Source organism: Poritiphilus flavus (assembly GCF_009901585.1).
Taxonomy (GTDB): Bacteria; Bacteroidota; Bacteroidia; order Flavobacteriales; family Flavobacteriaceae; genus Poritiphilus; species Poritiphilus flavus.
In genome coordinates, this window is the sequence record NZ_WXYO01000002.1 from 762,182 (window position 1) to 774,360 (window position 12,179).

Sequence of the window (12,179 nt, forward strand, 5' to 3'; positions counted from 1 at the left end):
TTTCAAGAATAAGTTGTTGATTACTTTCGCTTGAGTCGCGCCATATAAAAACCATCAAATCCGGCTTCTGAGGCGAAGATGGACTGTTCCTCTTCCAGGCTGAATTCCTCGCCGGCATCCGATTGAAGAAATTCCTGAACCTGATCGGAATTCTCCTGCCGGAGGATGGAGCAAGTAGCATATACCATAGTGCCCCCTTTTTTTACCATCTTGCTGTAATCCCGTAATATGGTCTTCTGGGTTTGGATTACCCTATCCAGAAACTCAGGTTGTAGTTTCCATTTGGCGTCCGGATTTCTTCTTAGGACCCCTGTGCCGGTACAAGGAACGTCTAGCAGCAGTTTGTCTGCACGTTGTGTTAATTTTTTGATGACCTTCTGGGAATCAATATGCCTTGTTTCCGTGTTGTGTACCCCATTCCTTCTCGCCCTGCGTTTTAACTCCTTTAATTTGCCAGGATAGATATCGAGCGCAAGGAGTTGGCCTTTGTTTTCCATCAAGGCTGCCAGGTGTAGGCTTTTGCCTCCGGCTCCCGCACAGGCGTCAATGACAAAATCCCCCGGACTTATCTGAAGAAAGGGAGCCACAAGTTGAGAGGCCGCGTCCTGTACCTCAAAAAGTCCGGCTTTAAAAGTCGGGGAGGCAAAAACATTAGCGCGTTTTTTCAGCCTTAAGGCATTGGGATATCCTTTAATCGTTTCTGTCTCTAATTTGTCCGCAGCCAGCAGTTGCTGCAGCTCGGATCTTGTGGTTTTTAAGGTATTTACCCTTAGAATGACCTCCGCTTGTTGGTTTAAAGCGGCTATTTCTGCCGTCCAGAGTTCTTCTCCCAGTGTTTTGGCGCCCAGGCTATCCAGCCAGTCCGGAATGGACTCCCGGTATTTTCTAATCCTGGAAAGTTCATCAAATTTTCCCTTTATCCTTCTCACCGGGGTGCCTGAAAACTGTTTCCAGTCCGGCAAGCTAATTCCCCTGAGAACCGCCCATACTGCAAATACCCGGAAAAGATCTTCTCTGGAATAGGGAGGCCGTACACCGGCGATTTTAGCATAGAGCCTTTTCCATCGAACGATATCGTATGTAGTTTCAGCGATAAACCCTCTATCCCGGGATCCCCAGCGTTTGTCTTGTTTTAAAACCCGTTCAACAGTTTTATCCGCCAGTTGCCCTTGGTTGAATATGTCTTCCAGTGCACTTATCGTGGCAAAAACCAGGTTCTTGTGTAGTCTCATCAAAAGAATTAAAGGGCAAAGGTACGGTTTTGGAATCGCTTAAAATATGTAATTTGTTGTCCAAAGCTATCCATTGAAAGAACGGGATCTTATCGAAGCTTTGCGCACCGGAGACAGCCTGGCTTACAGCCAATTGCTTGATGAGTATCAGCAGAAAGTCTTTAGTACCTGCCTTTCTTTCGTTCCTAACCGGGAGGACGCCGAGGACATCAGTCAGGAGGTATTCGTTGAGGTCTTTAACTCAGTAGGCAAATTTAATGGTAGATCTAAGCTTGGCACCTGGATCTATAGGATCGCTGTAAATAAAAGCCTGGAGTTTATCCGTAAAAAAAATACCAAAAAACGATTTGGTTTCATGCAATCCCTATCAGGAAATGTAGTCCCTGTTGATAGAAGCTCCTACTTTACGGAATTTAATCATCCCGGAATACAGTTGGAAAATAAAGAACGAACTGAGTTATTATTCCGGGCAATAGACCAACTACCGGAAGCTCAAAAAGTTGTTTTCACCCTGCACAGGATTGATGGCATGAGCCATAAGGAGGTGGCCGAAATCACTAAAAAGAGTATCTCATCCGTGGAATCAATAATGTTCAGGGCCAAGAAGAACCTGCAGAAAATATTGTACAATTATTACAAAAACGAAGATGCTTAGCGCAAGTTTTTTTTGTTAATGGCATCTTAAATTATGAATAGCAAATTATGAAGGATAAGGAAAAAATTCAATCCAGGGTAGATCAAACCCTTGACGTCTCTTCTCAAATGAAAGAAGTTAGGATATCTCCTTTTTTTAAAGAAAAGGTACTCAGGAGATTGAATGAAAAAGCGGAACCAGAAACTCAGACTTTGGTATTGGCGTGGTTCAGGCCGGAATACCAGCTTGCCGCATTGATATGCATCATTATTGTCAATGCCTACCTATTACTGAAATATTCTGAGAATAATTACAGTGAGAATCTTGAAAGTTTTGCTTGGACCTACGGAATAGAGGTAGGGGAGGACGAAAATTACTATGATTGGAATTGACATGAAGAAAAATCTACTACTAACTGTATTACTGGTATTCCTGATTGCCATGAATGCGGTATTGTTATTCCTGTTGTTCAACAAATCCGATAATAAACAGGGGCCGCCTCACGAATTTGTGGTACGGCAGCTGAATTTTTCGGACGAGCAAACAGAACAATATCACCTTTTGGAGCAAAGATTTCGGGAACGTATGCGACCTGTTCACCATCGTACCAGGGAGCTCAAAGACGCCCTATTCAATTCCGTAACTGATGAAAACACTTCTCAAGTTATTGTCGATTCACTTACTACCCTTATAGGGAATTTAGAAAAGGCCCGGGATACCGAAGTTTTTAATCATTTCAGGGCTATTTATGATTTATGCGATAGCGAACAAAAACAGCGATTTCAGAAGTTGATAGGAAATGTGATGCAGCGCCGCGGACCAGGCGGTCCACCACCACCTGAAGGGCGCCACCATCCGCCGCCACCAGGAGGACGGCAAGGACCTCCACCAAGGTAAATTCTAACGCTTTACAAAACTAAAACCTCAAGTATTTGAGGTTTTTTTTTTTTGATCCGGCGCAAGATTTCCAGAGAAAACTAATCTAAAGTTTAAAGAAATCATTTAAAACAATACAGAATGAAAAGAAATAAGCTAAAGTATTTCACGATTGTTGCCCTAATGCTGGCCACTGCTATGGCGCATGCGCAGTCTACGGAAGGCGAGAGGCAAAATAACAGAAGGCCATCGCTTGATCAGCTATTTGCAGACCTGGATGAGAATGAAGACGGCAAACTCTCCAAAGCGGAGATAAAGGGCCCTTTGAAGCGGGATTTTGACAAGTTTGACACTGATGAAGACGGGTATCTTACCCGGGAGGAATTGAAGAAAGCGCCTAAGCCGGAAGGAAGAAGGCCTAGAAACAGGGATAATTAACAAAATAATCGATGATGAAAAGAACGATCAAAACTTTGACCATGCTAAGCATTATGCTTGGTATTTCCGCATTAGCCTTTATGGCGTGCAGTTCAGATAGCGATGAGGTAGCCGAAGACATCATAGGTAATGAGGATGGAGAAGATGCAGCGGATGAGGACGGTGATTCCAGCGCTGAACTACACGCCGCTTTTCTGGAGTTCGATGAAGACAATACAGACATATACTTGGATGGCTCCAATGTGGTTATTGAGACCAACGGACTCCCCAATCATTCCACGGTATATTGGGGTGAGGGAAATGCTCTATACGAAGACGAACCCGACGTTGCCCTTACACCTTCGATCATTCCAAATTTTGATGGTTCTGCTGTGTTGACAGTCTCCGCCAATCCGGAGCTTGCCAGCAGTTCTACTTCTACCCAATTGGGCAGCATAGGGATCGCGATTAGCGGAGCTGCAATATTTAACGATCAGGAAGGCAATGGACCACTAAGTGGTGCCATTGGGAGTTTGGATTATACCGGCGGACATATCGGTCCTTCGGTGTATCACTACCACCTGGAACCCAAAGCATGGTCTGATGACGATGATAGCCTTATAGGTATCCTGGCTGACGGCTTCTTTATATACGGAAGGAAGTGCAACTCTACCGGGGATTATCCAACGGATCTTGATGCTTCCGGAGGCCATACCCATACCACACAACATTCTACAGAGCCGGAATATCATTATCACATCATCAATGAATTATACTTTAGTCAATATTATGTTCTTTTCGCAGGTGATTACCAGGGAACTCCGAGTAGAATCAATTAAAATACCGCTTCTTGGTATAGCGGTATTAGTTTCTGCCTGTGCTCATAATAAACAGCGATCTGAAGTAGCACCTAATGTTGTGGAAATTCCTGAGATAGAGGTTAAAAAGGAAGATTTAGAGCTTCGGCCTATGGAGGGAAAGTGGTACCGGAACAACGAGCCCTTTAACGGATACGCCATGAGATGCTACCCGGACGGGAGTCCTGCTGAACGAACAACGTATCGCGATGGTAAAAAAGAAGGAGAGGCCACAAAGTGGTATCAGGACGGGGTACTTAAGAAAAAGGCCTTTTACAAAGCGAATAAGTTGCATGGGGAGATCCATACCTGGTGGCCAGACGGGTCTCCCGCATCCGCCCTGAATTACCAAAATGGCTCAAAAGACGGGGAGCAGATGAGATGGTACCCCAACGGACAGATTTCCCGTAAAACCAACTTTAGTATGGGGAAGGAGGAAGGCATGCAGCAAGCCTGGTTGAAGAATGGAAAGATATATGTCAATTACGAGTCAAAGAACGGGCGCACTTTTGGTCTGAGAAAAGCGAAATTGTGTTACGAGTTAAAAGATGAGATCGTACAGCGTTAGTTTACTAGGGATATTAATGCTTCTTTTCCTTGCCAGATGTGAGGAAAAGCCGAAAAAAGGAAGCAGGGTAGCCTCGCTTCCATACTACAATGACTCCCGGTTTACTCCCAGGTGGTTGGAAGCCGGGAGCGAAATACTGAAGGAATTTCACCGTATCCCGGAATTTGATCTGGTCAATCAGGATGGTGAAACAATAACCCAACAGACCTTTAATGATAAGATCTATGTAGCTGATTTCATATTTACCACCTGTCCTGGTATTTGCCCCAGGATGACAGCAAATATGGCGTTGCTGCAGGAAGCTTATATTAATGACACTGATGTTCTGTTACTCTCACATTCCGTTACTCCGGAAATAGATTCTGTCCCTGTCCTGAAAAGTTTTGCTCAATCCAAAGGTATACAAAGTGGCAAGTGGCATTTGGCTACGGGAGACAGAACGCAGATATACGACCTGGGAAGGAATTATTACTTCGCCGAGGAAGACCTTGGAGCAGTGAAGACAGCAAACGATTTTTTGCATACGGAGAATTTTGTTCTGGTGGATAAGAACAGACATATCAGAGGAATTTACAACGGATTGAACAAAACTTCCGTCCGCCAGTTGATGGCGGATATTGAAACCCTTAAACGGGAAAACTGATTTTTGTTGAGGATTGTTTTTAGCGTTTGTTTGTCAAGGGAAGTGTACTTGTACTACTTCCCTTTTGATTTTTAATCCCTTCTCCTGTCTTAACTTATTCTATGTACTTTTAGAGCATGCGAAATTTTTGTATTCTGGCGATCTGCATGTTGATTTTGTCTTGTTCCGGGAAAAGACAAAGTCACCGGTACGCCGAGCTAGAGATCGATATTATCTGGGAAGATTCCGTAAGTATACGCGCTATTGAAATTATGCCGGGAAGCCTGGCTTTTGCAGCTGACCAGGGGATCTTTGGCTCGGTAGACCTTCAAACACATAAAGTAAGGACCAGTGTTCAGCGCTACGATTCCATACTACCGCACTTCAGAGCTGTAGCTCATACGGATACGGACTTTTTTATGCTATCCATAGCCAGTCCAGCCTTGTTGTATAAGACGGGTAATGAAGGGCGAATGGAATTGGTTTATAAAGAAGAGGATCCGAAGGTTTTCTACGACGCCATGACTTTTTGGGATAATAAGGAGGGGATCGCGGTTGGGGATGCTATGAACGGTTGCCTTTCCATTTTGATTACCAGGGACGGCGGAACTCAATGGGAAAAGTTGGATTGTTCAAAATTACCAAAAGCCCTACCCGAGGAAGGAGCCTTTGCCGCTAGTAACAGCAATATTGCCGTCATTGGGGATAAGACCTGGGTGGCCACCTCCAAAGGAAGGGTGCTGTATTCTGATGACAGAGGCAAAAGCTGGGAAGTATTTCAAACTCCTGTAAATGGGGTAGAAGCAACCCATGGCATTTATAGTCTGTCTTTCTGGGATAATAAACTTGGGGTGGCTTTTGGCGGAGATTACACCAAACCCGATCGGAATACCGCCAATAAGGCCATTACCTTAGATGGGGGTAAAAGTTGGGAATTGCTTGCGGAAGGGCTACCTCCGGGATATAAGAGCTGTGTGCAATTCATTCCGGGAGGGGGAGGGGAAGACCTGGTTGCCTTGGGCTTTACTGGCATAGCCTATTCCACTGACCAGGGTAAAAGCTGGGAGGAACTATCCGATGAACCTTTTTACACCCTTCGTTTCCTGAATGATTCTATCGCATATGCGGCCGGCAAGAACCGTATCGCCCGATTAAGGTTTAAATAGAAAGGAGGAAGTAGTACAAGTACACTTCCCCCCATTACAACTAAGGCTGCCGGGAGGCAGCCAACCCAAACCAACTAAACTGAATTATGCGTATACTACTCGGTAGTTTCTTCCTCGTTTGGCGTACAATACTCCCCGATATTTGAAGTATCTCTTACCTTTTATGAAAACCACTCTATGACCTCTTGGCAAAGTACGGATCTTAATACCTGCCGGAGCTGCACATACTACGAACCTATTGCCTCTTGCCCTGTACCAAACCCCTCCGGCCAGGTGAAATCTTACTCCACCGTGAACATAGACTTTGGGTTTGTTTAAAGTAGTGACTACGGTTCCATATCTGGGATATACCTTCACAACAGTCCGCTGTCCGTAAACAGCTCCCAAACTTCCCAGAAGGATTATCCCTATCAAAAGTAATTTCAAGCTTTTCATAACATTTATTTTAATGGGTTTACTACTTAGACCTCCTGGAATCCTCAGGGTTTAATCTCCAATTGTGCAATTCGTCGAATTTGGAGTAGTTTTTACCCAAAAAAAAGTCTGCCTGGTGATATTCCAGGCAGACTAACTAATCCGAACCTTTTTTAAATCTAATTTCTGTTCATTCTTCGTTCCTGTATACGTTTTAGCAGGCGCCTGTTAAAATCCTCTTCCGCCTTGATCAGCAGGAAAGTCTTCTTGGGAGAGACTGCCTCACTGATTTTTCGCAAATATTCCACATTCAGGCGGTGTTTTTCTTGTTCCAGGGCAATGAGTTGGCTTAAGAGTTTATTGGCTTCATTTTCAGACAGCCCTTCAAAATCTACAAGTTTGCTTCGGATCTCCCTTCTTTCCTTTTGGTTTAAGGCAGCCTTTTTTTCTTCGTGCTCATTGTAAAGCGGCCAAAATACTTGTGCTTCCTGGGAAGTGAGTCCAAGGCGCTCTGTTATAAAAGCTACTTTTAGGGTTTTAATCCGTTCTTTTCCCGGCCTGTTCTGTCCGTAAAAAACTGTTGCGCTACATAAGAACAACAGCAATACCCCTATTTTGCTGTATTTACTCATCGCTGTCTAAATTTAGTTCACCAAAATCCCCATCCAAATCATCAAAATCTTGCAGGTTCTCGTCTAAATATTCGATTATGTTTTCTTCGTCTATGGTAGATTCTAAAAAGTCGTCTATTTCCAATTCGTCCACCGAGACCATTTCTGCGAGTTCATAGGAATTCAATCCCAACTCCGTCTGTTCAAAATAGGCCTCGATTTCCGTCCCGGCCAAATCGTCAAAGGTCAGACTTTCACCGGAATTCCATGTTAACCCAAAAAACAGTAACAGGGCTGCGGCGACTGAAGCCGCTGCAAAGTAGTACTTTCTGTAAGTCCTAAGCTTAATAACTTTCGGATCCTTTTCCTCCTCCAGTTTGTCCAATAAACTTTTATCCAGCTTGTCAAAATAACCTTCAGGCACGGCAAACCCCTCCTTTTCCGGAAGTTTTGGTCCTTCAGCCCCCATCTTCTTCATCAAGCGGGCGTTGAAGTCCTCAAAGTACCCGTCCGGGGTTTTAAATTGCTGCTTTTTGTATTTCTTGTCCATGCTTTAAGTTTGACTATCAAAACCTTAAAAGGTTTACTCTTCCTTTAAAAAACCCTCAATCTTTTTAACCGCGAGATGGTAAGAGGCCTTTAGTCCACCTACCGAGGTATCCAAAATTTCGGAGATTTCCTCGTACTTCATCTCCTCAAAATACTTCATATTGAACACCAGTTTCTGTTTTTCAGGCAATGAGGCAATGGCTTTTTGCAATTTCAATTGGATGTCGTCCCCTTCAAAATAGACATCAGCCTTCAGGTTCTCAGTCATTCGTTGTTGTAACTCTTCGTTACTAACCCCTAATTTCCTCGATTTAGCCTTGAGGAAACTGAGGGCCTCATTGGTCCCGATACGGTACATCCACGAATATAACTTACTTTCACCTTTAAACCCCTCAATGCTTTTGAAAACCTTAATAAACGTATTCTGCAATACATCATCTGCATCATCGTGATCCAGGACTATTCTACGAATATGCCAGTAAAGTCGCTCTTTATAGGTATTTATGAGCACTTCAAAAGCCCTCGCCTGGGTCTCTTTTTGCTTTAACTGTTGTACTAAGGTCTCTTCAGCGATCAAAATCAGCTTGTTAGGTTAACATAAGACCCTTTTTTGTAGAAAAGGTTTAATTCTTATCCCGTTTTAACCCTGAAGTTTAACCTGCAAGTCTCACAAACAGGGGTTTAGGAGGCCAAAGATTGCATTTCTACCAGCTTTTTGTACGGCCCCTTTTGTGCCATAAGCTCAGCATGTCCTCCCTGCTCCACAATTTTCCCTTTTTGGAGCACCACTATGATATCGGCATTTTGAATAGTACTCAGCCGGTGTGCAATCACCAATGAAGTGCGATTGCGCATCATCTTTTCCAGGGCATCCTGCACCAGGCGCTCGCTTTCCGTATCCAATGCTGAGGTGGCCTCGTCCAAAACCATAATTGGAGGGTTCTTCAGCACCGCCCTGGCAATGGACAGCCGCTGCTTCTGGCCCCCGCTTAATTTGGTTCCACCATCTCCTATATTATGGTCATAGCCTTCAGCAAGATCTGCTATGAATTCATGGGCGTTCGCGATCTTGGCCGCTGCAATGATCTCATCCTCCGTAGCATCTTCCTTCCCAAGGGCTATATTATTTCGAACGGAATCATTGAACAAAATTGAGTCCTGGGTAACCAGGCCTGTCAGATCCCGAAGCGATTTTTTGGAAAGGTCTTTTATATCGATGCCATCAATGGAAATGACTCCTGCATTTACATCGTAAAAACGTGTAATAAGATTGGCAATAGTACTTTTCCCGCTTCCGGATTTCCCTACCAGGGCCACTGTGCTTCCTTTAGGGACTTCCAGGCTGAAGTCTTTGAGCACGTATTCATTATCGTACTTAAAGGAAACGTTCTTAATGGAAATACCGCTTTCAAAGGTTTCCTTTTCAATGGCATTTTCCTTTTCTACAATGGGGTTTTCGGTCTCAAGGATCTCCAACACACGTTCTGCCGCGGCATTGCCTTTGCGTACCCCATAGGATGCCTTGCTCAGTGCTTTGGCCGGTGTCAGTATATTATAAGCCAGCCCCATATAGGCAATGAAGGAAGAGGCATCCAGTGTTTTATCTACCAGGACCATCTTACCACCAAACCAAAGTAAAACCCCAATGACCAGGATACCCAGGAACTCCCCGGTTGGAGAAGCGAGGTTCTGACGGTTCAGCAATTTGTTCGAGAAATGGAAGAAGCGTTCAGTAGAATTCTTGAATGTCTGATAGAACCTGGATTCCGCGTTAAAAGCCTTGATCACCCTGAGGCCACCAAGGGTCTCCTCAACAATTGAAAGAAACTTTCCCTGTTCTTTTTGTACCCTGTCCGACTTCCTCTTAAGCGACTTGCCGATGCGCGAAATAATGGCCCCGGCCAGCGGGATAAAAATAAAGACGAAGATCGTTAGCTTGGCGCTGATCAGGAACATCACGATTATGGTGAAAATAATGGTCAGTGGCTCGCGCACTATGAGCTCTAAAATGGAGAGGAACGAATGCTGGATTTCCAGTACGTCCGACGTAATACGGGCAATCACATCACCTTTCCGCTTTTCGGAATAAAAGGAGATCGGTAAAGCGTTGATCTTTTGGTACATCTCATTTCGGATGTCGCGTAATACCCCGTTTCTCAAAAAGGTGATGAAATACATCGCCAGGTAATTGAAGATGTTCTTCAGGAGGAATAGCACTAGAACAAGGCCTATTACCAGAACCAGTCCCTTCATTTCGTCCTCACCGGAGTATTGCGTCACGCGATAATTCATATAATCCATGAAGTAATCCTTGAGATCCCCTATCCCGGTGTAGGCAGGTGCTGATGTCAATCGCTCGGCCTTATCAAAAAGGACGTTGAGCATGGGAATAAGAGCGGCAAATGAAAGGGCGCTAAATAAAGCGTAAAGTATGTTGAAAAATATGTTCAGTAATCCATACCTCCTGTAAGGTATGGCATAACGAAGGATCTTTCTGAAATACTCCATTAACTCAGTTTCAGTTCTTCTATGATGCGGGTAATTTTATCGTCCAGTTCCCGGCCAACCTTTTTAAAATCATCCGCATTCTGTAAATCGGTATTCACACTGAAGTAAAATTTAATCTTGGGTTCAGTGCCACTGGGTCTTGCAGCCATACGCGTACCATCTTCCGTGGTGTAGATCAGCACATTGGATTTGGGAATATCAATAGTTTCTACTTCCCCTGTGGTCAAATCTGAAGAAGTAGAAGTGTTGTAATCGTCAATTCGTATAACCTTAGAGCCATCCAGTGTTTCTATGGGATTTTCTTTAAAATCCACCATCATCTGCTTGATCTCTTCTGCACCGCTGATCCCTTTTTTGGTCAGGGAGATCAGCTTCTCTTTGTAAAAGCCATAGTCCACATAGCAATCGATAAGATCCTTGTAGAAAGAACTTCCTTTTGCCTTGGCTTCCGAGCCGATCTCACAAGCCAGTAGGGTAGAGGTTACGGCATCTTTATCCCGGACAAAATCGCCCACCATGAAACCAAAACTTTCTTCGCCTCCTCCTACGAAATCCTCCTCCGGATAATCCTCAATCATCTTGGCAATCCATTTGAAACCGGTCAGGGCTGTCTTGAATCCCACTCCATAGGCCTCGGCAAGTCCCTCAAGCATAGGGGTGGATACAATCGTAGTGGCGATGAACTCATCTCCTTTTAACCCTGTTTTTTTGCGCTGATCTAGGAGGTACTTGGTCATCAGCAGCATGGTTTGGTTGCCGTTGAGCAATTCCATGTCACCTTCCAGGTTGCGGACCGCTATGCCAAGACGATCGCTATCCGGATCAGTCCCAACAACCATATCCGCACCGATCTCCTCGGCTTTTTTCAGCGCGATTTCCAGTGCTTCCGGTTCCTCCGGATTCGGGGAATCTACCGTAGGAAAGCTACCATCCGGGGTGGCTTGTTCCTCAATTATGGTCACATTTTCGTAACCTGCCCGCTTTAGAACTTCAGGGATCGCTGTAATGGAAGTTCCGTGAAGAGAGGTAAATACGATTTTAAAATTGGATTTTCCGTCGGCATCAAAATTTCCGTTTCGTACACTGGCCTCAATAAAGGCCTCATCCACATCCCGATCTATCTTTTGAATAAGGCTATTCTCGGGGGTGAATTTGATATCGTCGAAAGAAACTGTATTGATAGCCCCAATGATCTCGGCATCCTGTGGTGGAACAATTTGCCCTCCATCAGTCCAATAAACCTTGTATCCGTTGTATTCAGGCGGGTTGTGTGAGGCCGTAAGCACCACGCCGGCATGGCATTTTAAATGTCGGACTGCGAAAGATAATTCAGGTGTAGTTCGCAGTTCTGAAAACAAATACACCTTAATGCCATTTGCAGAGAATACCTCTGCCACAGTTTGCGCCAGGGTATCACTATTGTGTCTGCAATCGTAGGCAATAACCACTTTAAGACGCTCATCAGGGTATACTTTTTTGAGATAATTACTCAATCCCTGAGTACTTTTTCCAAGGGTATATTTATTGATTCGGTTCGTGCCAATTCCCATTATTCCGCGCATTCCTCCGGTACCGAATTCCAGGTCCTTATAGAAGCGTTCCTTTAATTCTTCAGGGTCATTATCTATAAGTCGTTGTACAACTTCTTGGGCATTGCTGTCAAAAGTATCGGTCAGCCAGCCTTTGGCGGTGGTGATAATATCGCGCATAGAAAGGTTGTGATTT

Annotated in this window: 15 protein-coding genes; 8 read left to right on the forward strand and 7 right to left on the reverse strand. The window is 44.4% G+C overall.

Annotation, left to right across the window (positions count from 1 at the left end):
• Window positions 1-20: 20 nt before the first annotated feature.
• Entirely contained in the window at window positions 21-1,232 is a 1,212-nt protein-coding gene (locus GTQ38_RS06570) for an RsmB/NOP family class I SAM-dependent RNA methyltransferase (protein ID WP_161434669.1), read from the reverse strand.
• Window positions 1,233-1,305: 73 nt separating this feature from the next.
• Between GTQ38_RS06570 and GTQ38_RS06575 the strand changes: the two genes are divergently transcribed.
• The 8 genes from GTQ38_RS06575 to GTQ38_RS06610 all read left to right on the forward strand — a co-directional run bounded on the left by GTQ38_RS06575 (window position 1,306) and on the right by GTQ38_RS06610 (window position 6,372).
• Window positions 1,306-1,887 (forward strand): RNA polymerase sigma factor, encoded by a 582-nt coding sequence (locus GTQ38_RS06575; protein ID WP_161434670.1) that lies wholly within the window; start codon window positions 1,306-1,308, stop codon window positions 1,885-1,887.
• A 47-nt stretch (window positions 1,888-1,934) separates the two neighbouring features.
• Complete coding sequence (locus tag GTQ38_RS06580) at window positions 1,935-2,258, forward strand: hypothetical protein (protein WP_161434671.1); 324 nt, start codon at window positions 1,935-1,937, stop codon at window positions 2,256-2,258.
• Between the two features lies 1 nt (window position 2,259).
• Window positions 2,260-2,763, forward strand: coding sequence for a Spy/CpxP family protein refolding chaperone (locus tag GTQ38_RS06585; RefSeq protein ID WP_161434672.1), 504 nt, complete (start codon window positions 2,260-2,262; stop codon window positions 2,761-2,763).
• A gap of 120 nt (window positions 2,764-2,883) precedes the next feature.
• Complete coding sequence (locus GTQ38_RS06590; protein ID WP_161434673.1) at window positions 2,884-3,180, forward strand: EF-hand domain-containing protein; 297 nt, start codon at window positions 2,884-2,886, stop codon at window positions 3,178-3,180.
• Between the two features lie 41 nt (window positions 3,181-3,221).
• A complete protein-coding gene (locus tag GTQ38_RS06595) occupies window positions 3,222-3,998 on the forward strand; it encodes a YHYH protein (RefSeq protein WP_161434674.1) in 777 nt (258 codons plus the stop codon).
• Entirely contained in the window at window positions 3,949-4,584 is a 636-nt protein-coding gene (locus GTQ38_RS06600; RefSeq protein WP_161434675.1) for a toxin-antitoxin system YwqK family antitoxin, read from the forward strand. Before GTQ38_RS06595 ends, GTQ38_RS06600 begins: the two co-directional genes overlap by 50 nt.
• Entirely contained in the window at window positions 4,565-5,227 is a 663-nt protein-coding gene (locus GTQ38_RS06605) for an SCO family protein (RefSeq protein WP_161434676.1), read from the forward strand. Before GTQ38_RS06600 ends, GTQ38_RS06605 begins: the two co-directional genes overlap by 20 nt.
• 116 nt (window positions 5,228-5,343) lie before the next feature.
• Entirely contained in the window at window positions 5,344-6,372 is a 1,029-nt protein-coding gene (locus GTQ38_RS06610; protein WP_161434677.1) for a WD40/YVTN/BNR-like repeat-containing protein, read from the forward strand.
• 84 nt (window positions 6,373-6,456) lie between these two features.
• Here GTQ38_RS06610 and GTQ38_RS06615 read toward each other — a convergent pair whose 3' ends face one another.
• The 6 genes from GTQ38_RS06615 to GTQ38_RS06640 form a co-directional block, all read right to left on the reverse strand.
• The gene (locus GTQ38_RS06615; RefSeq protein WP_161434678.1) at window positions 6,457-6,807 is read right to left on the reverse strand and encodes a DUF6515 family protein; all 351 of its coding nucleotides are present in this window, start codon (window positions 6,805-6,807) and stop codon (window positions 6,457-6,459) included.
• Between the two features lie 158 nt (window positions 6,808-6,965).
• The gene (locus tag GTQ38_RS06620) at window positions 6,966-7,418 is read right to left on the reverse strand and encodes a hypothetical protein (RefSeq protein WP_161434679.1); all 453 of its coding nucleotides are present in this window, start codon (window positions 7,416-7,418) and stop codon (window positions 6,966-6,968) included.
• Window positions 7,411-7,947, reverse strand: coding sequence for a hypothetical protein (locus GTQ38_RS06625; RefSeq protein WP_161434680.1), 537 nt, complete (start codon window positions 7,945-7,947; stop codon window positions 7,411-7,413). The genes GTQ38_RS06620 and GTQ38_RS06625 overlap by 8 nt, the downstream gene beginning before the upstream one ends.
• A 33-nt stretch (window positions 7,948-7,980) precedes the next feature.
• Window positions 7,981-8,523 (reverse strand): RNA polymerase sigma factor, encoded by a 543-nt coding sequence (locus GTQ38_RS06630; RefSeq protein WP_161434681.1) that lies wholly within the window; start codon window positions 8,521-8,523, stop codon window positions 7,981-7,983.
• Between the two features lie 104 nt (window positions 8,524-8,627).
• Window positions 8,628-10,454 (reverse strand): ABC transporter ATP-binding protein, encoded by a 1,827-nt coding sequence (locus tag GTQ38_RS06635; protein ID WP_161434682.1) that lies wholly within the window; start codon window positions 10,452-10,454, stop codon window positions 8,628-8,630.
• The gene (locus tag GTQ38_RS06640) at window positions 10,454-12,163 is read right to left on the reverse strand and encodes a phospho-sugar mutase (protein WP_161434683.1); all 1,710 of its coding nucleotides are present in this window, start codon (window positions 12,161-12,163) and stop codon (window positions 10,454-10,456) included. The genes GTQ38_RS06635 and GTQ38_RS06640 overlap by 1 nt, the downstream gene beginning before the upstream one ends.
• Window positions 12,164-12,179: the final 16 nt, after the last annotated feature.